Annotated in this window: 21 protein-coding genes and 6 pseudogenes; 25 read left to right on the top strand and 2 right to left on the bottom strand. The window is 51.4% G+C overall.

The annotated features are described in order from the left end of the window. Nucleotides 1-30: 30 nt before the first annotated feature. A complete protein-coding gene (gene suhB / locus ABDK09_10970; protein XAW90034.1) occupies nt 31-834 on the bottom strand; it encodes an inositol-1-monophosphatase in 804 nt (267 codons plus the stop codon). 179 nt (nt 835-1,013) lie between these two features. On the opposite strand from suhB, the gene trmJ reads away from it, so the two are divergent. The 20 genes and pseudogenes from trmJ to ABDK09_11070 all read left to right on the top strand — a co-directional run bounded on the left by trmJ (nt 1,014) and on the right by ABDK09_11070 (nt 19,997). Then, nucleotides 1,014-1,745: a tRNA (cytosine(32)/uridine(32)-2'-O)-methyltransferase TrmJ gene (trmJ, locus tag ABDK09_10975; protein ID XAW90035.1), complete on the top strand. Its 732-nt coding sequence runs from the start codon at nt 1,014-1,016 to the stop codon at nt 1,743-1,745. Between the two features lie 129 nt (nt 1,746-1,874). Beyond that, entirely contained in the window at nt 1,875-2,396 is a 522-nt protein-coding gene (iscR, locus tag ABDK09_10980) for a Fe-S cluster assembly transcriptional regulator IscR (GenBank protein XAW90036.1), read from the top strand. 26 nt (nt 2,397-2,422) lie between these two features. Further along, nucleotides 2,423-3,637: an IscS subfamily cysteine desulfurase gene (locus ABDK09_10985; protein ID XAW90037.1), complete on the top strand. Its 1,215-nt coding sequence runs from the start codon at nt 2,423-2,425 to the stop codon at nt 3,635-3,637. A gap of 36 nt (nt 3,638-3,673) precedes the next feature. Beyond that, nucleotides 3,674-4,057, top strand: coding sequence for a Fe-S cluster assembly scaffold IscU (gene iscU, locus ABDK09_10990; protein ID XAW90038.1), 384 nt, complete (start codon nt 3,674-3,676; stop codon nt 4,055-4,057). A gap of 60 nt (nt 4,058-4,117) precedes the next feature. Further along, complete coding sequence (gene iscA / locus ABDK09_10995) at nt 4,118-4,441, top strand: iron-sulfur cluster assembly protein IscA (GenBank protein ID XAW90039.1); 324 nt, start codon at nt 4,118-4,120, stop codon at nt 4,439-4,441. A 191-nt stretch (nt 4,442-4,632) separates the two neighbouring features. After that, entirely contained in the window at nt 4,633-5,148 is a 516-nt protein-coding gene (hscB, locus tag ABDK09_11000) for a co-chaperone HscB (protein XAW90040.1), read from the top strand. Between the two features lie 21 nt (nt 5,149-5,169). Continuing rightward, a pseudogene (gene hscA / locus ABDK09_11005) lies at nt 5,170-7,024 on the top strand (Fe-S protein assembly chaperone HscA). Between the two features lie 13 nt (nt 7,025-7,037). Further along, nucleotides 7,038-7,376, top strand: a complete 339-nt coding sequence (fdx, locus tag ABDK09_11010) for an ISC system 2Fe-2S type ferredoxin (protein ID XAW90041.1) — start codon at nt 7,038-7,040, stop codon at nt 7,374-7,376. 61 nt (nt 7,377-7,437) lie between these two features. Beyond that, nucleotides 7,438-7,632: a Fe-S cluster assembly protein IscX gene (gene iscX, locus ABDK09_11015; protein XAW90042.1), complete on the top strand. Its 195-nt coding sequence runs from the start codon at nt 7,438-7,440 to the stop codon at nt 7,630-7,632. A 250-nt stretch (nt 7,633-7,882) separates the two neighbouring features. Beyond that, nucleotides 7,883-9,175 carry an aminopeptidase PepB gene (gene pepB / locus ABDK09_11020; GenBank protein XAW90043.1) on the top strand — a complete coding sequence of 431 codons (1,293 nt, stop codon included), beginning with the start codon at nt 7,883-7,885 and terminating at the stop codon, nt 9,173-9,175. Nucleotides 9,176-9,309: 134 nt separating this feature from the next. Next, on the top strand, nt 9,310-9,741 hold the full coding sequence (gene ndk, locus ABDK09_11025) for a nucleoside-diphosphate kinase (GenBank protein ID XAW90044.1): 432 nt from the start codon (nt 9,310-9,312) through the stop codon (nt 9,739-9,741). 330 nt (nt 9,742-10,071) lie between these two features. Further along, nucleotides 10,072-11,193 carry a bifunctional tRNA (adenosine(37)-C2)-methyltransferase TrmG/ribosomal RNA large subunit methyltransferase RlmN gene (locus tag ABDK09_11030; GenBank protein XAW90045.1) on the top strand — a complete coding sequence of 374 codons (1,122 nt, stop codon included), beginning with the start codon at nt 10,072-10,074 and terminating at the stop codon, nt 11,191-11,193. A gap of 371 nt (nt 11,194-11,564) precedes the next feature. Beyond that, a pseudogene (gene rodZ / locus ABDK09_11035) lies at nt 11,565-12,524 on the top strand (cytoskeleton protein RodZ). A gap of 8 nt (nt 12,525-12,532) precedes the next feature. Then, nucleotides 12,533-13,652 (top strand): annotated as a pseudogene (gene ispG / locus ABDK09_11040) (flavodoxin-dependent (E)-4-hydroxy-3-methylbut-2-enyl-diphosphate synthase). 26 nt (nt 13,653-13,678) lie between these two features. Next, nucleotides 13,679-14,947 (top strand): histidine--tRNA ligase, encoded by a 1,269-nt coding sequence (hisS, locus tag ABDK09_11045; protein XAW90046.1) that lies wholly within the window; start codon nt 13,679-13,681, stop codon nt 14,945-14,947. Nucleotides 14,948-14,985: 38 nt separating this feature from the next. Beyond that, complete coding sequence (locus ABDK09_11050; protein ID XAW90047.1) at nt 14,986-15,600, top strand: YfgM family protein; 615 nt, start codon at nt 14,986-14,988, stop codon at nt 15,598-15,600. Nucleotides 15,601-15,612: 12 nt separating this feature from the next. Beyond that, nucleotides 15,613-16,773, top strand: coding sequence for an outer membrane protein assembly factor BamB (gene bamB / locus ABDK09_11055; GenBank protein ID XAW90048.1), 1,161 nt, complete (start codon nt 15,613-15,615; stop codon nt 16,771-16,773). 193 nt (nt 16,774-16,966) lie between these two features. Continuing rightward, nucleotides 16,967-18,452: pseudogene (gene der, locus ABDK09_11060) on the top strand (ribosome biogenesis GTPase Der). A 79-nt stretch (nt 18,453-18,531) separates the two neighbouring features. Continuing rightward, nucleotides 18,532-19,416: an alanyl-tRNA editing protein gene (locus ABDK09_11065; GenBank protein ID XAW90049.1), complete on the top strand. Its 885-nt coding sequence runs from the start codon at nt 18,532-18,534 to the stop codon at nt 19,414-19,416. A 355-nt stretch (nt 19,417-19,771) separates the two neighbouring features. Then, nucleotides 19,772-19,997 (top strand): annotated as a pseudogene (locus tag ABDK09_11070) (zinc ribbon domain-containing protein). On the opposite strand, the gene xseA reads toward ABDK09_11070, so the two are convergent. Continuing rightward, entirely contained in the window at nt 19,998-21,383 is a 1,386-nt protein-coding gene (xseA, locus tag ABDK09_11075) for an exodeoxyribonuclease VII large subunit (GenBank protein XAW90050.1), read from the bottom strand. Nucleotides 21,384-21,551: 168 nt separating this feature from the next. Here xseA and guaB point away from each other — a divergent pair. From guaB to ABDK09_11100, 5 genes and pseudogenes are all read left to right on the top strand, one after another. Further along, nucleotides 21,552-23,016, top strand: a pseudogene (gene guaB / locus ABDK09_11080) (IMP dehydrogenase). A gap of 146 nt (nt 23,017-23,162) precedes the next feature. After that, nucleotides 23,163-24,716, top strand: a complete 1,554-nt coding sequence (guaA, locus tag ABDK09_11085) for a glutamine-hydrolyzing GMP synthase (protein ID XAW90051.1) — start codon at nt 23,163-23,165, stop codon at nt 24,714-24,716. Nucleotides 24,717-25,137: 421 nt separating this feature from the next. Continuing rightward, nucleotides 25,138-25,365, top strand: coding sequence for a hypothetical protein (locus tag ABDK09_11090; GenBank protein XAW90052.1), 228 nt, complete (start codon nt 25,138-25,140; stop codon nt 25,363-25,365). 19 nt (nt 25,366-25,384) lie between these two features. After that, complete coding sequence (locus ABDK09_11095) at nt 25,385-25,864, top strand: outer membrane protein OmpK (protein ID XAW90053.1); 480 nt, start codon at nt 25,385-25,387, stop codon at nt 25,862-25,864. Between the two features lie 161 nt (nt 25,865-26,025). Then, nucleotides 26,026-26,262, top strand: coding sequence for a hypothetical protein (locus ABDK09_11100; GenBank protein XAW90054.1), 237 nt, complete (start codon nt 26,026-26,028; stop codon nt 26,260-26,262). Nucleotides 26,263-26,275 lie beyond the last annotated feature (13 nt).

Genomic DNA, 26,275 nt, shown 5'->3' on the forward strand with positions numbered 1-26,275 from the left:
TACAGCAGTCAGCGCGGGCTGACCAGCGCCTTATTTCAGGATAGCGCTGTTGCCGTTTTCACGGATGTGCTTAAGAATCGCTTTCACACCACGTGGGCTTGAACCAACGATGTTGCCTGATTTCATGTAATCAGTACCGCCGGCAAAGTCAGTCAGGATTGCGCCAGCTTCACGGGCGATTAGTTCACCTGCTGCCATGTCCCAAGGTTTCAGGCCCAGCTCGAAGTAACCGTCAACACGGTTAGCCGCCAGGTAGCACAGGTCCAGTGCTGCAGAGCCGGTACGACGGAAGTCTGCACACTCAACGAACAGAGCTGACAGGATTTTCAGGTAAGATTCTGAGTGCTGTTTCTGTTTGAACGGGAAGCCAGTTGCCAGGATAGTGCCTTGCAGATCTTTCACTGGTTGAACGCGGATACGCGCGTTGTTCAGTTGTGCGCCTGAACCACGTTGCGCGGTAAACAGTTCGTTCTGCATTGGGTCATAAACACAAGCAACTTCAGTTTTACCTTTAAAACGTACGGCGATAGATACCGCGAAGTGAGGTAAACCTTTCATGAAGTTAGTGGTGCCATCCAGTGGGTCGATGATCCATTGTACGTCTTTATCTTTACCTTCGATAAGACCGCCTTCTTCGGCAACGATGCAGTGCTCAGGGTAAGAGCTTTGAATAGTCGCAATGATGATTGCTTCTGCTTCTTTGTCTACGTTAGTAACAAAGTCGTTCGTGCCTTTCTGAGTTGATTCGATTTTCTCAGCATTTTCTAGAGATTTGGCAATATGGTTGCCTGCTTTTCGCGCAGCGCGAATAGCAATGTTTAGCATAGGATGCATACGGTTTTCCCAACGGATGTTAAAGAACGAAAAAGCGGGCGGCAGTATACCAAAACTTTACCAAAAGGGAAGTGGTTATTTTTTGTGCGCTTAACGACCAAGGCGGGAAAGGGTCTGACCATTTTACTCAGGTTTATGTTAATATTCGGGCGCGCTAATTTTAGGGGTGTAATAACGCAATGTTAGACAATGTTAAGGTGGTTTTAGTCGGAACGTCGCATTCTGGCAATATCGGTTCCGCAGCTCGTGCTATGAAAGTCATGGGGCTGAAGCAAATGGTTCTGGTGGATCCGCAATGTGAAGTCGATGCTCAGGCCATCGCACTGGCCGCCGGTGCCAGTGATATTGCTCTCAACGCGCAGATTGTGACCTCGCTGGAACAGGCGGTGGATGACTGCGGCCTGGTGGTGGGCACCAGTGCGCGCTCGCGTACGCTGGAATGGCCGATGCTCGACCCGCGTGAATGTGGCGAAAAATTCGCCCAGGAAGGCCTGCATCACAAAGTTGCGATCGTATTTGGTCGTGAACGGACTGGCCTGACCAACGAAGAGCTGCAAAAGTGCCATTATCACGTCGCGATTCCGGCCAATCCGGAATACAGTTCGCTCAACCTGGCGATGGCCGTCCAGACGCTGTGCTACGAGATCCGCGTTGCGTATCTTAACCAGCAGCAGGCGCAGTTTGCACCGGCGCAGGAAGTGGAATACCCACGTCATAACCAGTTGGAAATGTTCTACAGCCACCTTGAAAAGGTGTTGATTGATACCCAGTTCATTTCCGCCGACAAACCAGGCCAAGTGATGAACAAGTTACGTCGCTTGTTTAGCCGTGCGCGACCTGAGGAGCAGGAACTGAATATATTGCGTGGTATATTAACTGCCGTTGAGAAAAATAAGCGCGATAATCAGTAACGGCTGACATTATTGGCCATATCAATGGTAGGGTTAAATACCCGAGTAATTTAGTCAAATAAATACTTGACCATATTGGTCAGGTATGGAACACTCCTAACCACAGAAACAATGTGGATACGGTGTGATATGAGACTTACATCTAAAGGAAGATATGCAGTAACGGCCATGTTAGATGTGGCTCTGCATTCGCAACAGAACCCAGTGCCACTGGCGGACATTTCAGAACGTCAGGGTATTTCGCTTTCTTACTTAGAACAGTTGTTTTCTAAGCTACGTAAAGCAGGCTTGGTGGCCAGTGTACGCGGACCTGGTGGCGGTTACCGCCTCGGCGCGAATGCCAACACGATTTCAATCGGTACTGTGATTGCAGCGGTTGATGAATCCGTGGATGCAACCAAGTGTAACGGCAAAGGTGATTGCCAGGGTGGAACCCGTTGTTTGACCCACACATTGTGGCGTGACCTAAGCTCACGCATCAGCGACTTCCTCAACAACATCACTCTGGGTGAGTTGATGATTGATAACGAAGTTTTAGAGATTTCAGACCGCCAGGATATTGGTCTAGCGGTTAACCAAGGGGTTTCCCAGAAGAAATCAAATACCGTCACTATCGGTGCGGCACCCGTTGGTATTAACGTTCGCTCATAGCGGCAATGTTTACATTGGAGTAAAAAATGAAACTGCCTATTTATTTAGACTATTCAGCAACAACACCTGTAGACCCACGTGTTGCTGAAAAGATGGTTCAGTGCATGACGATGGACGGCAACTTCGGTAACCCGGCATCGCGCTCTCACCGTTATGGCTGGCAGGCAGAAGAAGCGGTAGATGCCGCACGTGAGCAAATTGCCGATCTTCTGAATGCAGACCCGCGTGAAATCGTATTCACGTCTGGTGCGACTGAATCTGACAACCTGGCGATTAAAGGTGCTGCCCACTTCTACAGCAAGAAAGGCAAGCACATCATCACCTGCAAAACCGAACACAAAGCGGTTCTGGATACCACTCGTCAGCTTGAGCGTGAAGGCTTTGAGGTGACTTACTTCGAGCCTGAGTCAAATGGTCTGATCGACCTGGCTAAGCTGGAAGCTGCGATGCGTGACGACACCGTTCTGGTTTCTATCATGCACGTGAACAACGAAATCGGTGTTATCCAGGATATCGCCGCGATTGGTGAACTGTGCCGTGCACGTAAAATCGTGTTCCACGTTGACGCAGCCCAGTCAGCAGGCAAATTGCCTATCGATGTTCAGGAAGTGAAAGCTGACCTGATTTCTCTGTCTGCACACAAAATCTACGGCCCGAAAGGTATCGGTGCGCTGTACGTGCGTCGTAAGCCGCGTATCCGTCTGGAAGCGCAAATGCACGGCGGCGGTCACGAGCGTGGTTTCCGTTCAGGTACTCTGGCGACTCACCAGATTGTTGGTATGGGCGAAGCGTTCCACATCGCTAAGCAAGACATGCAGAAAGATTACGATCACGCTCTGGCACTGCGTAACCGCATGCTGGATGGCCTGAAAGATATGGAAGCCGTGACCATCAACGGTGACCTGGAACAGCGTGTTCCGCACAACCTCAACATCAGCTTTGCGTTTGTTGAAGGTGAATCACTGCTGATGGCACTGAAAGACATCGCAGTATCTTCAGGCAGTGCGTGTACATCAGCCAGTCTGGAACCATCGTACGTACTGCGTGCGCTGGGTCTGAATGACGAACTGGCTCACAGCTCAATTCGTTTCTCATTCGGTCGTTTTACGACGGAAGAAGAAGTAGACTACGCAGTCGAACTGATTCGTGTAGCAGTCAACAAACTACGCGACATGTCTCCTCTATGGGATATGTATAAAGAGGGTGTGGACCTGAGTACCGTTGAATGGGCTCACCACTAATCGTTCCAGGGATATAGAGGATTTGAGGTAACTATCATGGCATACAGCGAAAAAGTAATTGATCACTACGAGAACCCACGTAACGTTGGTTCATTTGACAAAGAAGACCCATCAATCGGCAGCGGCATGGTTGGTGCTCCGGCTTGTGGCGACGTAATGCGTCTGCAAATCAAAGTATCACCGGAAGGCATCATCGAAGATGCAAAATTCAAAACCTACGGTTGCGGTAGTGCTATCGCGTCCAGCTCACTGGTAACAGAGTGGGTTAAAGGTAAATCTATCGATGAAGCGGCTGCTATTAAGAACGCTGAAATCGCAGAAGAACTGGAATTGCCACCAGTGAAAGTTCACTGTTCAATTCTGGCAGAAGACGCGATCAAAGCCGCCGTTGCGGATTACAAGAAAAAACACGATCAGTAATTTATGTGGGAGCAGGGTGCTGCTCCCCCCCTTTATTCATTGACAGTCAAAGGTTGTAACATGGCCATTACCCTAACAGAAACCGCAGCAAACCGAGTGAGATCCTTCCTTGACAATCGTGGCAAGGGCATTGGATTACGTTTGGGCGTAAAAACGACGGGCTGCTCTGGTATGGCTTACGTGTTGGAGTTCGTTGACGAACTCAACGAGGAAGATGAGGTGTTCGAAGATCACGGAGTGAAAGTGATCATCGATGCGAAGAGCCTGGTTTATCTCGACGGCACTCAGCTTGATTACAAGAAAGAAGGGTTAAACGAAGGCTTTGAATTTGACAACCCAAATTCGAAAAGTGAATGTGGTTGCGGTGAAAGCTTCAACGTTTAACGGTTGTCTCCCGGTGAGTTGAGTCATTGTCTGATGATGACGTTCGTTTGACTGGCCAGGTGTGATGTCGATGGCATCCCCCAAGCCCTGAGCGCATCATCCGTTACTGACTGGTTCTGACCGGGGCATCATATCGGTGTTTTGGCGGACGTTTAGTACGGCCAGAGCTCGACCATAGGGACCGGTTTTACATGAATTACTTTGAATTATTTGGGCTACCAACTCAGTTTGATCTGGATGGTAGCCTTCTTTCTTCTCAGTTTCGCGAGTTGCAGAGACGTTTCCACCCGGATAACTTTGCCACCGCCTCTGAGCGCGACCGTTTGATGGCGGTACAGAAAGCGGCGCAGATTAATGACGCCCATCAAGTGTTAAAAAGCCCAATTAACCGCGCCGAATACCTGTTGTCACTCAACGGGGTAGAGTTACGTGGCGAGCAGCAGACGCTGCAGGATCCGATGTTCCTGATGGAACAGATGGAACTGCGTGAGGAACTTGAAGCGGTTGAACACAGCGCAGATCCGGAAAGTGCCCTGTTTGATTTCGATGCGAAAGTGAGCCGCATGTACAAACAGCATTTAGCTCAGGTAGAACAGGAGCTGAATGAGATGCAATGGGATGTCGCTGCTGACACCGTTCGTAAGCTCAAATTTATTGCCAAATTAAAAAATGAAATAGAACGAGTCGAAGACAAACTGCTCGGCTAATTCAAATAAAAGGACCCATCCATGGCATTACTTCAGATTGCAGAACCCGGCCAAAGCTCAGCACCGCACCAGCACAAGCTGGCGGCGGGCATTGACCTGGGAACCACCAACTCGCTGGTTGCTTCGGTTCGAAGTGGGACAGCGTCTACCTTGGTCGACCAGCAGGGCAGAAGCATTCTGCCATCCGTAGTCAACTACGCTGGCGACGAGATTTGTGTGGGTTACGACGCACGAGATAAAGCGCAGGCAGATCCGGAAAACACCATTATTTCGGTGAAACGTCTGCTGGGCCGTTCATTGCAGGATATCCAGCAGCGTTACAGCAACCTGCCATACCACTTCAAAGCCAGTGATAATGGCTTACCTGTGATGCAAACCGCACGCGGTGACAAAAACCCGATTCAGGTTTCTGCTGATATTCTGAAAGCGTTAGGCCAGCGCGCCGAGCACACCCTGGGTGGTGAAACTGGCGGGCGTGGTGATCACTGTCCCTGCGTATTTTGATGATGCCCAGCGTGTCGGCACCAAAGATGCCGCCAGCCTGGCTGGTCTGCATGTACTGCGCCTGCTCAATGAACCAACCGCTGCTGCAATTGCCTACGGCCTGGACTCCGGTCAGGAAGGCGTGATTGCGGTTTACGATCTGGGCGGTGGTACCTTTGATATTTCCATTCTGCGCCTGTCGAAAGGGGTGTTTGAAGTACTGGCGACCGGTGGCGATTCTGCCCTGGGCGGTGATGACTTTGACCACCTGATTGCGGACCACCTGCAACAGATGAGCGGCCAGACCGGCAAACTGAGCGCGGAAAATTACCGCAGCCTGCTGAACGCCGCGACCGCAGCGAAAATTGCCCTGACCGACAGCGCAGAGACCGAAGTATCGGTACTGGGGTGGAGTGGTACGTTAAGCCGCGAAACGCTCAACGAACTGATTCAGCCTTTGGTGAAAAAGACCCTGCTGTCTTGCCGCCGCGCATTGAAAGATGCAGATGTCAGCGCTGATGAAGTGCTGGAAGTGGTGATGGTCGGTGGTTCAACCCGCACGCCTTATGTGCGTGACATGGTGGGCGAATTCTTTGGCCGTACCCCGCTGACCAGCATTAACCCGGATGAAGTGGTGGCGATTGGCGCTGCGATTCAGGCCGATATCCTGGCCGGTAACAAACCGGATTCAGAGATGCTGCTGCTGGATGTGATTCCGCTGTCCCTCGGTATTGAAACCATGGGTGGCCTGGTGGAAAAAATCATTCCGCGTAACACCACAATCCCTGTCGCCCGCGCGCAGGAATTTACCACCTTCAAAGACGGCCAGACCGCAATGAGCGTGCACGTGGTGCAGGGTGAACGTGAACTGGTCGACGATTGTCGTTCTCTGGCGCGTTTCTCGCTGAAAGGCATTCCGCCGATGGCAGCCGGTGCGGCGCACATTCGCGTCACCTACCAGGTCGATGCCGATGGCCTGCTGTCTGTGACGGCGATGGAAAAAAGTACTGGCGTGCACTCCGAAATTCAGGTCAAACCGTCTTACGGTCTGAGCGATAATGAAGTGGCGGACATGCTGAAAGATTCGATGGCCCATGCCAAAGATGATATGCAGGCCCGTGCTCTGGTTGAGCAACGTGTTGAAGCGGACCGCGTGATTGAAGGTCTGATTTCAGCGCTGCAGGCAGACGGTGATGACCTGCTCAATGAGCAAGAGCGTCAGGCACTGCTGCAGGCAATTGAAAGCCTGATTGAACTGCGCAATGGCGATAATGCTGATGCGATTGAGCAGGGAATTAAAGATACCGACAAAGCCAGTCAGGATTTTGCCTCACGTCGTATGGATAAATCCATTCGTGCGGCACTGGCCGGTCATTCTGTTGACGAGATTTAAAGAGATTATAACCATGCCAAAGATTATTGTTTTGCCTCATGAATCCCTTTGTCCTGAAGGCGCAGTGTTAGAAGCGCAACCAGGAGAAACCATTCTGGATGTGGCACTAAAAAACGGTATCAGTATTGACCATGCGTGTGAGAAATCATGTGCGTGTACCACTTGCCACTGTATTGTTCGTGAAGGTTTTGATTCACTGGAAGAGAGTGACGAGCTGGAAGATGATATGCTGGATAAAGCATGGGGTCTGGAGCCGGAATCTCGTCTGAGCTGTCAGGCCCGGGTTGCGGATGAAGACCTGGTGGTCGAGATTCCTAAGTACTCGCTCAACCACGCCAGCGAAGATCATTAATTTAACTTAATCGGCCCTGCTTCCTCACGGATGCGGGGCGTTTTATCCTAGGAACGATGCTATGAAATGGACCGACTCACGCGACATCGCGATTGAACTGTGCGACCTGTATCCGGACATTGATCCGCAAACAGTACGCTTTACTGACTTGCATCAGTGGATTCTGGATCTGGAAGATTTTGATGATGAGCCTAACCACTCAAATGAAAAGATTCTGGAAGCCGTTATCCTGTGCTGGATGGATGAGCGCGATTAAGCTCAAGCCTTGATTCTGGAAACCATCAGCGTGGCCGCCATTGATCGGCAATCATTCAGATATGCGCAGCCATTAAGATGGAAACCACGAGCTTGGAAATAAAGCCAAGTTAACAGTTTTGAGCAAAAGAAACGGGCCAAATGGTCCGTTTTTTTATCAATTTGACATTTTTACCTGACAAAATGCTAACATCCGAACGTTCATTATTCGACGTGGCCAAGCAATGCCACGATAAAGACAAGGAGTAACCATGTCTACACAGATGTCTGTATTTATTAGCCAAGAATCTGCCCAGCCTCAGTGGGGAGAGAAGGCACTTATTTCGTTTTCTGAACAGGGTGCAACCATTCACCTCGATCAAACCCATGATCTGGGCGCTATTCAACGTGCCGCGCGTAAACTCGATAGTCAGGGTCTGCGTGCGTTACTGCTCGACGGTGAAGGCTGGACTCTGGAAGCTATCTGGGCGTTTTACCAGGGCTACCGTGATGCCAAGCGCAAGAACACGCTGGAGTGGAACGCTCTGGCCGCTGCAGAAGAGAATGAACTGCAGGCGCGCATCAAAACCTCTGACTGGACGCGCGACATCATCAACAAAAGTGCCGAAGAAGTGGCACCGCGTCAACTGGCCACGATGGCGGCTGAATTCATCAAGTCGCTGGCACCTGATGCGGTGTCTTACCGCATCGTGAAAGATAAAGATCTGCTCACCGAAGGCTGGGAAGGTATTTACGCGGTTGGCCGTGGTTCAGAGCGCACGTCAGCGATGCTGCAACTCGACTTTAACCCGACTGGTGATGAAAACGCACCTGTGTTCGCTTGTCTGGTCGGTAAAGGTATCACTTTCGACTCCGGCGGTTACAGCCTCAAGCCATCGAACTTCATGACCGCGATGAAATCGGACATGGGTGGTTCTGCGACCGTGACCGGCGCACTGGGTCTGGCGATTCTGCGCGGCTTCAATAAGCGGGTAAAACTGATCCTGTGCTGCGCGGAAAACATGGTTTCCGGCCGCGCACTAAAACTGGGTGATGTGATCACGTACAAAAACGGTAGAACCGTTGAGATCATGAACACCGATGCTGAAGGTCGCCTGGTACTGGCGGATGGTCTGATCTACGCGTCAGAGCAGAAACCAGAGCTGATTATTGACTGTGCGACACTGACAGGCGCGGCGAAAAACGCGCTGGGTAACGATTACCACGCGCTGCTGAGCTTTGACGACCAGTTGTCGCATAACGCGCTGATGGCTGCGAAAGAAGAACACGAAGGTCTGTGGCCACTGCCACTGGCCGATTTCCACCGTGAGATGCTGCCATCGAACTTTGCTGATCTGTCGAACATCAGCTCAGGTGATTATTCACCGGGTGCCAGCACCGCTGCGGCCTTCCTGTCGTACTTTGTCGATAACTACAAGCAGGGTTGGCTGCACGTCGATTGTGCGGCGACTTACCGCAAGTCAGCCAGCGATAAATGGGGCGCAGGCGCAACCGGTACTGGTATCCGTACCGTCGCACGCATCCTGATGGATGAAGCCAAGTAAACCCATCCCGTCATCAGGGCAGCCTGAGTTGCCCTGAAGACCGCTCTCAGGGGCCGAAGGCCGGTGTTTGCCACCGGTATACGGAGTGAGAGGGCGGTAAATAACTAAAATAGTCAATAAAGGACATCTATCTTATGGCTCTTGAAAGAACATTTTCGATTATTAAGCCTGACGCAGTAGAACGTAATCTGATCGGCGAAATTTACCATCGAATGGAAAAAGCGGGTCTGCGCATCATCGCCGCTAAAATGGTGCAGTTGAATGATGAGCAGGCGAGTGGTTTCTATGCTGAGCACGAAGGCAAAGAGTTCTTCGCGCCACTGAAAGAATTCATGACGTCTGGTCCTATCATGGTTCAGGTACTGGAAGGCGAGAACGCGATTGCCCGTTACCGTGAGCTGATGGGTAAAACCAACCCGGAACAGGCGGCGTGTGGCACACTGCGTGCGGACTATGCAATCAGCATGCGTCTGAACTCAGTGCACGGCAGCGACAGCCCGGAATCGGCAGCGCGTGAAATCGAGTTTTTCTTTCCGCAATCTGAAATTTGCCCACGCACTAAATAAGCAAATAAGCAAATAAGTAGATAAGCAGGTTTGTCATTGATTGGCGCTTAGCAAGTCAGTGAGTGACCACCTAGCAAGTCACTGAGTGACACTTAACTAGTCAGTCGCAATTGGCCGGTTGTAAGCTCTCTTCGGAGGGCTTTTTTGTGTTTGTTGCGCGCTCAACATGGCTTTTTGCCAGTGTGAGCCAGTTCAAAATTTACCTGGTTAAAATTTAATCACAGTTTTATTAATGTCTTAGTAAAGTCATGGTTTTTCAACTCTTGTTGTCACTGCGTAAAGGCTGTACAATTCGCGCCCTTAATTCTTGTTCCATCTCTGAGAGGCCACATGAGCACAGAAAAAGTCAATCTGCTCGATTTTGATCGCAAAGGCATGCGCGAATTTTTCGTTGAAGAACTGGGCGACAAAGCATTCCGCGCTGAGCAGGTTATGAAGTGGATCTATCACTTTGGCTGTGATGACTTCGATAAGATGACCAACCTGAACAAGAAACTGCGTGAGCAGCTCAAAGAGCGCTGCGAAATTCGTGCACCGTATGTATCGGAAGCGCAGCACTCGAGCGACGGTACGATCAAATGGGCGATGCGTGTTGGCGATCAGGACGTAGAAACCGTGTACATTCCGGAAGACGACCGTGCCACCTTGTGTGTGTCGTCTCAGGTTGGTTGTGCACTGGAATGTAAATTCTGCTCAACCGCGCAGCAAGGTTTTAACCGTAACCTGCGGGTATCAGAGATCATCGGTCAGGTGTGGCGTGCTGCACGTGAAATCGGCATGGAAAAAGAGACCGGCCGCCGTCCAATCACCAACGTGGTGATGATGGGCATGGGTGAGCCGCTGCTTAACATGAAAAACCTGATCCCGGCGCTGGAACTTATGCTCGATGATCTTGGTTTTGGCCTGTCGAAGCGCCGTGTGACCGTATCAACGTCTGGCGTGGTGTCTGGTCTGGATCAGATGACCGGCAACATCGACGTGGCTCTGGCTATCTCGCTGCATGCACCAAATGACAAGCTGCGTAGTGAAATCATGCCGATCAACGATCGCTGGGACATTCAGGACTTCCTGGCGTCTGTGCGTCGCTACATCGCCTCTTCCAACGCTAACCGCGGTAAAGTGACGGTGGAATATGTGCTGCTGGACCATGTTAACGATGGCACAGAGCATGCGCATGAGCTGGCACAGCTGATGAAAGATACGCCGTGCAAGGTCAACCTGATCCCGTTTAACCCGTATCCGGGTTCGCCGTACAAAAAGCCGAGCAACTCGCGCATCGACCGTTTCCAGAAAGTGTTGATGGAATACGATATCACTGTGACGGTACGTAAAACCCGTGGCGATGACATCGATGCGGCATGTGGTCAGCTGGTCGGTGACGTGATTGACCGTACCAAGCGTACTAAGCTCAAACAAAGCGCGGAAAATGCTATTCCGGTTAAAACGCTTTAATACAGATAGTTACAATAAAGCCAGAGTCATCTCTGGCTTTATTGTTTTTGGCGTCAGGGCAGGGCAACAGCAGGCTGGGCGGGGCTTTCTGTGTCAATTTAACGAAAAACCTTGAGCTGTCTGTAATTTCTTTCCCAATTGCATGTTGTTTACCGCCTATTATCTATTAGAATGATTCTCTATTATCAAAGTCTGGACAAAAGACTGATAAAATAACACCAATACATTCCTGTTGTTGAAACTCACAACCTGACGGCTACTAACAATTAATAATAAAAGCGCGCGGGACAGTGGATTTGAGCACAAAAACACGAGATTGACATTGCGGATGAACACAGAAACAAGACAACCTCACACCAAGCACGCCACACGTACAACCAGGAACACTTCTTAAGCAAAAGCGTGAAGCTCTGGGCTTAACGCAAAAGCAGGTCGCGGATCGTCTGCGACTGCGCATCACCATTATTCAGAATCTGGAAGACAATAACTTTAAGTCTGACCTGGTGGCGACGTTTACCCGCGGTTACCTGCGTTCGTATGCCAAAGCGGTCGGCTTGTCAGAAAGCGAAATCGTGGATGCTTTCGAGGCGATGGAAGGGCTGCAACCTCAAGAGCAGACCATGCAAAGTTTTTCTAAAAAGACCAAGCGTGACAAGCACGACAGCCGCATCATGACCATTACCTGGATCATCCTGCTGGTGATCATTGGTATGTCTTCCCTGTGGTGGTGGCAAAATAACGAGCAGGATACCCTGAAGCCGGACAGCGCTGCTGATGCGGTCTCTGCGGTCGTGGAAAGTACCGTGGCAGGCAACAGCGATGAGATCCAGCCGGATTTCACAACCATTAACGGTGCCGGTGATGAGATCTCTGCTGCGCAAGACAGCGATGGTGCAGAAACGGTTGCTGACACCGATATGACTAAAGAGCCGCAACCTGCCGCTGATGATGAGCAGTTTAACGCAGGGCAGGACAGCTCAGCGATGACGGAATCAGACGCAGATGAGCAAGGTGCCGCTGAAGCGACGTCTTCTGAACTGACGTCTTCTGAGAAAGCGATGTCTGAAGAGCCGGATACGACTGAACAGGCAGTGGCTAATCTGCTGACCCTGAACTTTACTGCCGATTGCTGGATTCAGGTTAAAGACGCAACCGGTAAAACCCTGTCAACCGGCATTAAAAAAGCCGGTCAGACGCTGAATCTGCGTGGTGAAAAGCCGCTGCAAGTGATTCTTGGCGCTCCGGAAGGCGTGTCAGTGACATTTGCGAGTGAACCTGTCGACCTTTCTGGGTATACTTCAGGCAAAGTAGCACGATTCACCTTACCTTAGACATTACTATGCAACACGAGTCTCCTATCAAACGTCGCCCATCGACACGCATTTACGTGGGTAACGTGCCTATTGGCGACGGCGCGCCTATCGCCGTACAATCCATGACCAACACCCGCACCACAGATGTGGCTGCGACGGTTGCACAAATCAAGGCGTTGGAAAATGTGGGAGCCGACATTGTGCGTGTCTCGGTTCCGACCATGGACGCGGCGGAAGCGTTTCCGTCAGATTAAACAGCAGGTATCGGTGCCTTTAGTGGCCGATATTCACTTCGACTACCGTATCGCGCTTAAAGTGGCGGAGTACGGTGTTGACTGTCTGCGCATCAACCCGGGCAATATCGGTAATGAAGACCGTATCCGTTCCGTGGTGGATTGTGCGCGCGACAAAGGTATTCCTATTCGTATCGGTGTCAACGGCGGTTCTCTGGAAAAAGATATCCAGATGAAATACGGCGAACCGACGCCTGAAGCGCTGGTTGAATCGGCGATGCGTCATGTCGATATTCTTGATCGTCTTAACTTCGACCAGTTCAAAGTCAGTGTGAAAGCCTCGGATGTGTTCCTGGCCGTCGACTCTTACCGCCTGCTGGCGAAGAAGATCGATCAGCCGCTGCACCTGGGTATCACCGAAGCGGGCGGTGCCCGTGCCGGCGCAGTGAAATCATCGGTCGGTCTTGGCATGCTGCTGGCGGAAGGCATTGGCGACACGCTGCGTATCTCGCTCGCCGCGGATCCGGTGGAAGAGATCAAAGTCGGTTTTGATATCCTCAAATCGCTGCGTATCCGCTCGCGCGGGATCAACTTCATCGCCTGCCCAAGCTGCTCTCGTCAGGAATTTGATGTGATTGGTACAGTCAACGCGCTCGAGCAGCGCCTGGAAGACGTACTGACCCCGATGGATGTGTCTATCATCGGCTGTGTGGTTAACGGTCCGGGTGAGGCTGAGGTGTCGCATTTAGGTCTGGCAGGCAGCAACAAGAAAAGTGCGTTTTACGAAGATGGCGTGCGTCAGAAAGAGCGTTTTGACAACGATGATCTGGTGGATCGTCTGGAAGCCAAAATTCGCGCTAAAGCCGCTGTGTTAGATGCAAACAATCGCATCGACGTGAAACAACAAGATTAATCTCAACGATATTACGGTAATTTACTGTGGCAAAGACTATTCAAGCAATCCGAGGCATGAACGACTGCCTCCCTTCTCAGTCTCCGCTTTGGCAAAAAGTGGAAGGCATCGTGAAAAACGTAATCAGCGCATACGGTTACAACGAAGTGCGCATGCCAATCGTTGAGATGACTCATCTGTTCAGCCGCGCTATCGGTGAAGTGACCGACGTGGTTGAAAAAGAGATGTACACCTTTGAAGACCGCAATGGCGACAGTTTGTCACTGCGTCCTGAAGGGACGGCGGGCTGTGTTCGCTCTGGTATCGAAAACGGTCTGCTTTACAACCAGGAACAGCGTCTGTGGTACATGGGTCCGATGTTCCGTCACGAGCGTCCGCAGAAAGGCCGTTACCGTCAGTTCCACCAGTGTGGGGTTGAGGTGTTTGGTCTGGATGGTCCGGATGTGGATGCGGAACTGATCATGATGACCGCACGCATGTGGCGTGATATGGGCATCTCCAAATATGTGCGTCTGGAGCTGAACTCAATCGGTTCTCTGGAAGCGCGCGCGGAATACCGCAGTGCGCTGATTGAATACCTTGAGCAGTATCAGGATGTGCTGGACGACGATTGTAAACGTCGCATGTACACCAACCCGCTGCGTGTACTGGATTCTAAAAATCCGGATGTACAGGCCATTCTGGGCGAAGCGCCTAAGCTGTCTGACTACCTGGATGCTGAATCAAAACAACATTTTGCCGGTTTGTGTGAACTTCTCGACGCGGCGGGTATCGAATACACCGTTAATGAGCGTTTAGTACGTGGTCTGGATTACTACAACCGTACCGTATTTGAATGGATTACCGAAAGCCTGGGCTCCCAGGGCACTGTGTGTGGCGGTGGTCGTTACGACGGTCTGGTGGAACAACTGGGCGGTAAAGCAACACCGGCAGTCGGTTTCGCCATGGGTCTTGAGCGTCTGGTACTGATGATGGAAACCCTGGAGCTGAACGAAGTTCGCCGCAGTGTCGATGTCTACATGGTGACGGCGGGTGAAGGAACCATGATTGCGGGTATGAAGCTGGCTGAGCAGTTACGTGAAGCTGTACCTGGCCTGCGCGTGATGACTCACTTTGGTGGCGGCAACTTTAAGAAACAGTTTAAACGTGCAGACAAAGTCGGCGCGGCAGTTGCTCTGGTACTGGGTGAAAACGAAGTGGCAGACAGCACTGTGGTACTGAAAGATCTGGCCGGTGGTGAACAGGAAACTGTCTCGCAAACCGAGATCGCAGCCAAACTGGCGCACCTTGTCTAAACGCTAATTTTTGAGATTTCATACTAAGAGGACAGGAAGTGGAACTCTACGATACTGAAGAACAACAAGTTGAAGCGATCAAAGATTGGTGGAAAGAGAACGGCAAAGCCGTCATCTTTGGCGCAGTGATCGGCTTGGGTGGTCTGTTTGGCTGGCGTTTTTATCAGGATTCTGTCTCTGAAGCGCAGGAAGCCGCATCCGCAAGTTACACGGCCGCAATGACGACTCTGGCTGCGAAAGGCGCAGAGGGCGAAGCTGACGTACAGCAGTTTATTGATGGCAACAAAGAATCTGAATACGCTGTGCTGGCAGCGATGCAACTGGCTAAAGTGCAGGTTGAAGCGAAGCAGCTTGATGAAGCACTGGCGCAACTGAAATGGGCCCAGTCTACAACTCAGGATGCGGCGCTGAAACCGGTGATTACTTACCGTGTGGCTCGCGTGCTGGCTGAGCAGGGTGACTACCCAGCAGCGCTGAGTGAGCTGGACAGCATCACTGAAAACGGCTGGACCGGTCGTGTGGCTGAACTGCGCGGCGATATCGCCCTGCGCAGCGGTGACAAAGCCGGTGCTTATGCAGCTTACAGCGAAGCGCAGCAGGCGGATGACGCAAGTCAGACTCTGCAAATGAAACTGGATGACCTGGCCAAATAAGGGCACACCTTGATGAAAAAAATGTTCAACAAAGTGCTCCTGTCTGCGGCTGTCGTAGGTTTACTGGCCGGCTGTGCTGGAGAAGAAGAAAACATCATCATGGCGCCTGTGCCGGTGGTGAAAAGTGCATTTACGCCTGAATCCGAGTGGAGCAGCTCCGTGGGTGACGGTGTCGGTCATTACTTCTCCAAACTGGCCCCGGATTACGCTTACGATAAAGTGTTTGTTGCCAGTCGTGACGGGGAAGTGAAAGCGCTCGATCCGAAAAACGGCAAAACCCTGTGGGAAGCGGATCTGGAGCAGGATGATACCCCGGCCCGATTGTCAGGTGGTATCAGCTCGGCGTACGGCCAAATCTACATCGGCAGTGAAAACGGTGAAGTGATCGCGCTTGATGAAGAGAGCGGTAAACTGGCCTGGCGTGTCAGTGTTGAGGGTGAAGTGCTGGCGGCTCCGGTTGCTGACAGCAACCTGGTGCTGGTGAATACCAGCCGCGGCGCTCTGGTGGCGCTCGATCCGGAAAGCGGTGAACAGCAATGGACCATCAGTACCGAAGTACCAACCCTGACCCTGCGTGGTGACAGTCGCCCGGCCACAGCTTCTGGTGGTGTGTTCTGGGGCACGTCTGCCGGCCGTCTGGCGGCCGCGATCATCGAACGCGGTCAGATGATTTGGCAGCAGCCTGTTGGTCAGCCTAAAGGGGCGACCGAGATTGATCGTCTGGTTGATGTGGATTCATCGCCGCTGATCATCGGTGCGACCCTGTATACGATTGGTTTCAACGGTCAGCTGATTGCGATTGACCTGCGTTCGGGTAAACCGATGTGGAAGCGCAATTACTCATCCGCGATTGATCTGGCGAGTGACGGTTCAAACCTGTTCCTGGTGACTGACAAAGATCACGTGGTGGCGGTTGATGCGCGCAGCGGTACTGAGCTGTGGAGCAACGATAAACTACAAAACCGTCAGCTGACGGCGCCGACTCTGATCGATGGTTACCTGGTGGTGGGTGACAGTGAAGGTTATCTGCACTGGATTGACCGCAGCAGCGGTGATTTTGTCGCGCAGCAACTGGTCGACGACAGCGGTTTCGCTGTGGCGCCACTTGCGCTCGATGACGGTTATCTGGTGATGACCCGCGACGGCGACATAAAGAAACTCAAGATCAATTAATAAATCGTGATATAATTCACAAACGGCTCCTGGCTGGTAACGGCGAGGAGCCGTTTTATTGCCCGTTGTTTTTAAATAAACTCTTTTAAACAACTAGTTAGAAACAAGCTTGTGGTTATAGTTAAAAATTTAACGCTTGGGCTCGAGTGTTTACCTATAACTACATAAGAAATAAATCATTGTAGAGGTTGTTATGATACCTGTAGTTGCTCTTGTTGGGCGTCCTAATGTAGGTAAATCGACACTGTTTAACCGACTCACCCGCACACGAGATGCACTGGTAGCGGACTTTCCTGGTCTGACCCGTGACCGTAAGTATGGTCAGGCAAAACTGGGTGAGCATGAATTTATCGTGATCGATACCGGCGGTATCGACGGCACCGAAGAAGGTGTGGAAACTAAAATGGCTCAGCAGTCTCTGGCTGCGATTGATGAAGCCGATGTCGTCCTGTTCCTGGTTGACGGCCGTGCTGGTCTGACTGTGGCAGACGAAGCGATTGCTGCCCACCTGCGCCGCGTTGAAAAGAACGCTGTGCTGGTCGTCAACAAGGTTGATGGTATTGATGCAGATGCAGCCAGTGCTGAATTCTGGCAACTGGGCGTGGACAACATGTACCAGATTGCTGCGGCCCACGGCCGTGGTGTCGGCGCGCTGATTGACCGCGTACTGAGCCCTGTGGCTGAGCAGATGCAGGAAGAGCAGGCTGAGCTGAACGATCTGACCGGTATGGTTGACGTAGAAGAAGAGCAGCTGGATTACACCGAAGAAGAAGCCGAGCAAGCGTATCAGCGCCTGCAGGATCAGCCAATCAAACTGGCGATCATCGGTCGTCCGAACGTGGGTAAATCGACTCTGACCAACCGTATCCTCGGTGAAGAGCGTGTGGTGGTGTACGATATGCCGGGTACCACGCGTGACTCGATTTATATCCCGATGAAACGTGATGAGCGTGAATACGTTCTGATCGACACGGCAGGTGTGCGTCGCCGTAAGCGCATCAACGAAACGGTTGAGAAATTCTCAGTGGTGAAAACCCTGAAAGCGATCGAAGATGCCAACGTAGTGCTGCTGGTGGTTGATGCGCGCGAAAACATTTCGGATCAGGATCTGAGCCTGCTGGGCTTTGCTCTTAATGCCGGTCGTTCAATCGTGATTGCGGTTAACAAGTGGGATGGTCTGGATATTGACGTGAAAGAGCGCGTTAAGAAAGAGCTGGATCGTCGTCTGGGCTTCGTTGATTTCGCCCGTATCCACTTTATCTCGGCCCTGCACGGTACAGGTGTTGGTCACCTGTTTGAATCGGTACAGGAAGCATACCGTTCGGCAACGACCCGTGTTGGTACGTCAGTGTTGACCCGTATTATGAAAATGGCAACTGACGATCACCAGCCGCCGATGGTACGCGGACGCCGCGTGAAGCTGAAATACGCGCACGCCGGTGGTTACAACCCGCCGATCATCGTGATTCACGGTAACCAGGTTAACGAAACTGCCAGATTCGTATAAACGTTATCTGATGAACTACTACCGCAAGTCGCTGGACATCATGGGTACGCCAATCCGTATTCAGTTCCAGAACAGCGAAAACCCGTTTGAGGGTAAAACCAATAAGATGACGTTGTCGCAAGAGCGTAAACGTAAGCGTCTTATGACCATGATGAAAGGTCGCAAAAAATAAACCACAGCCCGGCAATCGCCGGGCTTTTTGCTATCTTAAGCGCCGAGTTTATTCCATTTCGTTTTGCAGAGAAGTTGTTATGTCTTACACCCCAACCCAGATTACTTTTACTCAGGCTATTTTCAGCTTGTCGAGCCCGGTACAGAAGATTCAGCCTCAGGGCGACCAGTTGTGTGTTGTGACCGCGCGGACTCCGTTTCACCCGGTCAGCCACATCTGGCCGGATCATCCTGCTGACCGTGGCACCCTGAGTACGGCTCAGGCGAGCTATGCGGTGACGGATTGCCAGGTGGGGGCGATTGAACTGGCGAGCGGCGAGCTGTATGTCGGTCAGGCCATCCCGGTTAAACGCGATGAGCCGGGCTGGGTGTTTGTGGTGGTGCACCTGATTGAGGCGCCTGACAGCGTAGTCAGCGTTGGTGAGGATGTGGTGCTGAGTGTGGATGAGGAGTACCAGCATAGTCTGAGCCGCGGCCACAGTGCCGGTCATCTTGCCTATCTGGCTCTGAATAAGGTGCTGGCCACGGGCTACTGGCGTAAAGATGCCGAGCGTAAAGATCCGCACGGCCATTGTGATTTCAACAGCTACGCTCAGGTGACCAGCTTTGTTGACCAGGACAGCTGCCTGGATACCTATCGTCTTGGCAAAACACTCCGTAAAAGAGGCTTAAACAGTGAGAATATGCTGCTGGATCTGGCAGAGATAGAGAGCAAGGTCAATCAGCAACTGGCAACCTGGCTGGCCACAGAGGCTGTGATCAGCATGCGCTGTGACGGGCAAAACCTGACGGATTCCCGTTACTGGCAGTGTGATTTACAAGAGGGTAATCCGGCCGTGATCCCTTGTGGCGGAACGCATGCCGCCAGTCTGACAGAGTTTTCCAGCCTGCAGGTCAGCCTGATGCAGCGCGATGAGCAGCATGTCGAAATGCACACGCGTGTAAATCTTACTTCGGAACAATGATCTTTTTATTAAATCCTGATTTAGGATCTAATAAAATTAATCTAAAGATTTTAAATCTGTTTAAAATCCAAATGCAGAATATGTAACTTATGCTTTCGGTGTGTGGTGATATAAATGTTCTTTTAAGGGTAGATCGCTGATCAAGGTGTAGAAAGCATAAGATCAGGTGACGATCTTTATCTGCTCAGCATAGCAAGCGGTGGGGTAAAAAATAGCCGCACCCGCGGTGCTTGTGATGAAGATCATGGATTACCGTACTCAGATCTCTGAGGATGGGAATATCGACGAGACAGGGCATCAGGCCGGACTGCCACACAGAGCGGTCAGTGATGACGGGCAGTGAAGAGGAAAGAGTATGAATAATTGTTGTCCCCGCTGTGCACAGGAAACTGGAATGGGATGGTCACTATCACTGCGCGCAGTGTCAGTGCCATTTTGACAAAGTGGGTTATTGTCCGGATTGCGGCGCCGTCATGGAAAAACTGCAGGCGTGTGGTGCGGCTAATTACTTTTGTAATCAGTGCAATGATCTGAAATCCAAATCGCGGGTACGATTTGAATTTCAGTCAGTTAAAGGATAATTACTCAACGGTGGAATAGATCTCGCCATCGGCTAAACGGGTGACCAGACGGTCGCCCGTTTTCACATCCTGCGGCTGCCGTACAATGTCACCCTGTTCAGTGCGGGTGATGGAGTAGCCACGCGACAGGGTCGCCAGCGGGCTGACGGTATTGAGCTTGTCTGCCAGACGGGCAAAACGGTGTTGTGAACGGGTCACCAGGCGTTGCATCGCGTCCTGCAGCGCTCTCTCGCGCAGAGCCAGTGTGTATTTCTGCTCGCGCAGAGTTTTATCCGGTGATTGCAGCTCTAAACGGTGCTGCTGTTTGTTGAGGTGCTGACGGATACGACTGAGCTGGCGCTGTGTGGCGCGCTCAAGGCGCATCGTGAGCTCATCGAGTTGCTGCTGCTGACGCTGCAGACGATACATCGGATGCTGCTTGTCGAGGCGGTACTGCAGGCGGCTGACCCGGACTTTCTGGCCGGCAAAGTAGTGGCGCATCGCGCTGGCCAGTCTATGATCAAAGCCCTGAAAAGCCTGTTTCTTATGGCTGTTGTCGCGGCTGACCAGTTCAGCGGCAGCAGACGGGGTCGGAGCGCGCACATCGGCGACAAAGTCAGCAATAGTGACATCAATTTCATGCCCGACCGCACTGATGATCGGGATCTGGCTGGCGGCGATGGTCCGCGCGACGATCTCATGGTTGAAGCACCACAGATCTTCCAGTGAACCGCCGCCACGACCGACGATCAGCACATCACATTCGGCGCGCGCATTGGCCCGGCCGATAGCTTGGGCGATACTGATGGCCGCCTCTTCACCCTGGACCAGAGTCGGGTAGATGATAACAGGCAGGCTGGGATCGCGTCGTTTGAGTACGTTGAGAATATCGTGCAGGGCTGCGCCGGTTTTGGAGGTAATAATACCAACACAGCGCGGATGCTCCGGCAGAGGTTGCTTAAGTGTATGCGCAAACAGGCCTTCACCAGCCAGTTTCATCTTCAGCTGTTCAAATTCCTGCTGCAGACGACCATCACCTTCCGGTTGCATGCTTTCAATAATCAGCTGGTAGTCGCCACGCGGTTGGTACAGCGACAGACGGGCCTTAACTAATACCTGCTGACCGTTTTGCGGTTTAAAGCGCACCATGCGGTTGTTGCCTTTGAACATGGCACATTTTACCTGGGCGCGGGAGTCTTTAAGGGTCAGATACCAGTGACCGGAAACCGGTGCGGAGAAGTTGGAGATTTCACCAATCAGCCACACCACGCCCATTTCATTTTCCAGTAACAAACGGACTTCAGCATTGAGGCGTGAAACGGTGTAGATGTTTTGATTAGTCAAGGAAGGCTCGCTAAGTTTCTCAGACGTGAGTATGGAAGTTAGCGGCAATATAATACATATCAAGGGGGGTAATGCAAATAAAAAATGAAAAAACGTGTGGTCAAACGATTGCTCTGGGCGTATAATGCGTCCGCAATATCTAATCCAAATACAGCACCGCTGTAACTCATTACGCGAAACGATGAGGCTTGGATTGTTCTTTTTACTCCTATTAATTGTGAGATATTGCAAATGCTAAGAATTGCCAAAGAAGCGCTGACATTCGATGACGTACTACTTGTGCCAGCACACTCCACCGTTCTCCCAAATACAGCTGATCTTCGCACTCAGCTGACGAAAAACATCCAACTGAACATCCCAATGATTTCTGCGTCGATGGATACCGTGACGGAAGCTCGTCTGGCTATCGCTCTGGCTCAGGAAGGTGGCATTGGCTTTATCCACAAGAACATGTCTATTGAGCAGCAAGCTGCTGAAGTTCGTACCGTGAAGAAATTCGAAGCGGGCGTGGTAACGGATCCTGTCACAGTCAGCCCTGACGCGACTATCGCTGATGTGGTTGCACTGACTGAAAAGCACGGCTTTGCCGGTTTCCCTGTTGTAACTGAAAGCAACGAACTGGTGGGTATCATCACTGGTCGTGACGTACGTTTCGTCACCGACCTAAGCAAGAAAGTGTCTGTTGTGATGACACCAAAAGAGCGTCTGGCTTCAGTAAAAGAAGGTGCAACCCGCGCAGAAGTGCAGGAAAAAATGCACGAAGCACGTGTTGAGAAAGTACTAGTTGTAAACGACGACTTCCAACTGACCGGTATGATCACCGCAAAAGACTTCCACAAAGCTGAGCGTAAGCCACATGCATGTAAAGATGCACGCGGTCGTCTGCGTGTGGGTGCTGCTGTGGGTGCAGGCGCTGGTAATGAAGCACGTGTTGCTGCCCTGGTTGAAGCGGGTGTTGACGTTTCTGCTGATCGACTCTTCACACGGTCACTCTGAAGGTGTGCTGCAACGTATTCGTGATACTCGCGCGACTTACCCTGATCTGGACATCATCGGCGGTAACGTTGCAACAGCAGCTGGCGCGAAAGCGCTGATTGAAGCTGGCGTGAGCGCAGTGAAAGTGGGTATCGGCCCTGGCTCTATCTGTACTACTCGTATTGTCACTGGTGTGGGTGTTCCTCAGATCAGCGCAATCGCTGATGCTTCAGAAGTGGCGAACCAATACGGTATCCCGGTTATCGCTGACGGCGGTATCCGTTTCTCGGGCGACATCTGTAAAGCTATCGCAGCCGGCGCATCTTGTGTAATGGTTGGTTCTATGTTCGCTGGTACTGAAGAAGCACCGGGCGAAGTGATTCTTTACAACGGCCGTTCTTACAAAGCTTACCGCGGCATGGGCTCTCTGGGCGCGATGTCTCAGGGTTCTTCTGACCGTTACTTCCAGTCTGACAACGCGGCAGACAAGCTGGTTCCTGAAGGTATTGAAGGTCGTATCGCATACAAAGGTCGTCTGAAAGAGATCGTTCACCAGCAAATGGGTGGTCTGCGTTCAAGCATGGGTCTGACTGGCTCTGCAACGATTGAAGATATGCGTACTAAAGCTGAATTTGTTCGTATCTCTGGTGCAGGTATGCAAGAGTCTCATGTACATGACGTACAAATTACCAAGGAAGCGCCAAACTACCGTCGCGGTTAAGTGATGATGATGTGGCCAGTGTAAAACTGGCCATGTTTTTTCTGCTTATACCCTTAAGGTAAACGTTTGCTTTTTCCTTGAAGCATTAAGAAGAGGCGGGTACACTCGCCTCTGTTTTAATAACCTAGCTTATAAGACTGCTCAAAATGACTAAAAATATTCATGACCAACGTATTCTGATCCTGGACTTCGGTTCTCAGTACACTCAGCTGGTAGCTCGTCGTGTCCGTGAAATCGGTGTTTACTGCGAACTGTGGAGCTGGGACGTTGAAGAAGCGGATATTCGTGAATTCAATCCGGACGGCATCATCCTGTCTGGTGGCCCGGAAAGCGTGACTGAACTGAACTCTCCACGCGCACCTCAATACGTATTCGACTCAGGTGTTCCTGTGCTGGGTGTATGTTACGGCATGCAAACCATGGCAGAACAGCTGGGCGGTAAAGTTGCCGGCTCAAACGAGCGTGAATTTGGCTACGCACAGGTGAAAGTATCTGGCGAGTCTGCGCTGTTTAAAGATCTGGCTGAAACACAAGATGTGTGGATGAGCCACGGTGACAAAGTGGTTGAGATCCCTGCTGACTTCGTGAAAGTAGGTGAGACCGACACTTGCCCTTACGCGGCAATGGCGAACGAAGAGAAGAAGTACTACGGCGTACAGTTCCACCCGGAAGTGACTCACACCAAACAAGGTCAGCAAATGCTGGAAAACTTTGTACTGTGTGTGTGTGGTTGTGAACGTCTGTGGACTTCTGAGTCAATCATCGAAGACGCGATTGCTCGCATTAAAGAGCAAGTGGGCGACGACGAAGTGATCCTGGGCCTGTCTGGCGGTGTTGATTCATCTGTAGTTGCGATGCTGGTTCACCGCGCTATCGGTGACAAGCTGACGTGTGTATTCGTAGACAACGGTCTGCTGCGCCTGAACGAAGGTCAGCAGGTGATGGATATGTTCGGCGATAAATTCGGCCTGAACATCATCAAGATTGATGCGGAAGAGCGCTTCCTGACTGCGCTGGAAGGCAAGTCTGATCCGGAAGAAAAACGTAAGACCATCGGTCACGTGTTTGTTGACGTATTTGACGAAGAGTCGAAGAAACTGGCGAACGCGAAGTGGCTGGCACAGGGTACTATCTACCCTGACGTTATCGAATCTGCGGCCTCAAAAACCGGTAAAGCACACGTTATCAAATCTCACCACAACGTAGGTGGTCTGCCAGAAGACATGCAAATGGGTCTGGTTGAGCCGCTGCGTGAGCTGTTCAAAGACGAAGTTCGTAAGATCGGTCTTGAGCTGGGTCTGCCGTACGAAATGCTATACCGCCACCCCTTCCCGGGTCCAGGTCTGGGCGTACGTGTACTGGGCGAAATCAAGAAAGAGTACTGTGACCTGCTGCGCCGCGCCGACGCTATCTTCATTGAAGAACTGCGTGCTGCTGACCTGTACGATAAAGTATCGCAAGCGTTCACTGTATTCCTGCCAGTTCGCTCGGTAGGCGTAATGGGCGACGGCCGTAAGTACGACTGGGTTGTCTCACTGCGTGCAGTAGAAACCATCGACTTCATGACCGCACACTGGGCTCACCTGCCATACGACTTCCTGGGTAAGGTTTCAAACCGTATCATCAACGAAGTTGACGGCATCTCACGTGTAGTTTACGACATCTCTGGTAAGCCACCAGCGACTATCGAGTGGGAATAATTTCCCCTTGATCTGCTGAGCACCTGCTGCCAGTGATGATCAAAAAGCCCATGTTCGCATGGGCTTTTTTTGTTGTTTAGGCCTCCCGTTTTAGCCACTTTCATTACCGCTGTGTGCGGCGTTGTGCTGCTATGGTAATGCCATAACTTTCCGGTCAGTTTGCGCTGCACAAACTGAGGGCATGGTGTGCGGCCTATGCACACTTGTTATGCAATCTGTGGTTTTATTGGTGAAATGAATAAGCAAGGACTTCCTGTTATCTGATTGATATACAGGTTGTTTTTATTTGTTTTCTTTCTGGTTAACCATTTGGTCAGGTTTTTGCTAGCAATATGCCGACCGTAAATAAAACAGCGTTATTGACTGAGATTGCGGTGACTAAACAACGGATTACAAAACCTATAGAAAGGAAGACAAATAAATGAAAACCAAACACGCAGCGACAACCCTGCTGATTGGCTTGTGCAGTGCCATGACCACTTCAACCGCTTCTGCTGAGATGCAGTGGCAGGATTTCAGCCTGACTTATCTGAACGGCAGTAACTATGAAGTGGGTGATAAAGATCGTCAGGTATTTACCTTTGAACATGCCAGCGGCCATACCTGGGGCGACACTTTCTTCTTCATGGACCGCCTGAAACTGGGATGATGGTACGACTGAAAACTATATGGAGTTCTCGCCACGTCTTAGCCTGAGCAATGTCTCCGGCACGGATCTGTCATTCGGCCCTGTTAAAGATGTATTACTTTCCGGTACCTGGGAATCCGGTGAAGGATTTGACAACCTGCTGTATGGTATCGGCGTCTCGCTTGATGTTCCCGGCTTTAACTACTTTAACCTTAACATTTATAAAGCCGATAACGACACCAGTGCTGACGATGAACAGCTGACCTGGACCTGGGGCCTGCCGGTGACTGTCGCAGAAGAAGAGTTCTTGTGGGATGGCTTCCTGGACTGGTCTTCCGCTTCAGAAACCAATAAAGCGGAAATGAACTGGACATCGCAGATCAAGTGGAATGCAGGTAAGCACCTAGGGTTAACTTCTCCGCTGTATCTGGGTATCGAGTACTCGTACTGGAACAACAAGTTCGGCATCAAAAATGCCAACGAGCGCAACGCCTCGTTACTGGTTAAGTGGCACTTCTAATTCCTGAGTACAATGTAATATTCAACAAGCCCATGTTTTCATGGGCTTGTTTCGTTTTCGGGGATTGGTGGGTAGCTTAGTACTGCGCGTATCCTGGCCTCTGGTTTTGCTTAGCTAGACCTCGTTTTGTTCATCCCGTTTTCTCGGGTACGCGATTGGCGGTGGATTTTCGACTACGGCGACGTACGCTTATCTTGGTGCGGCGCCGTTCATCTTTCTCCATCAGCTTAACCGGCCGCCTGATGATTGCCGGAGCTTTGTGCGCGGCGTTAAGTGGTCTGGGAGACAATCCGGCTCTGGCAACCGCGGTGACTCTGATGGCGGCAGGCATTATAGCCCAGTTATCATTCTGGGTTGCACGCCGTGTACCACGGCAGACGGTACAACCGGCACTTTAAATAAATCCAATCA

It is taken from the genome of Vibrio sp. CDRSL-10 TSBA (assembly GCA_039696685.1).
Taxonomy (GTDB): Bacteria; Pseudomonadota; Gammaproteobacteria; order Enterobacterales; family Vibrionaceae; genus Vibrio.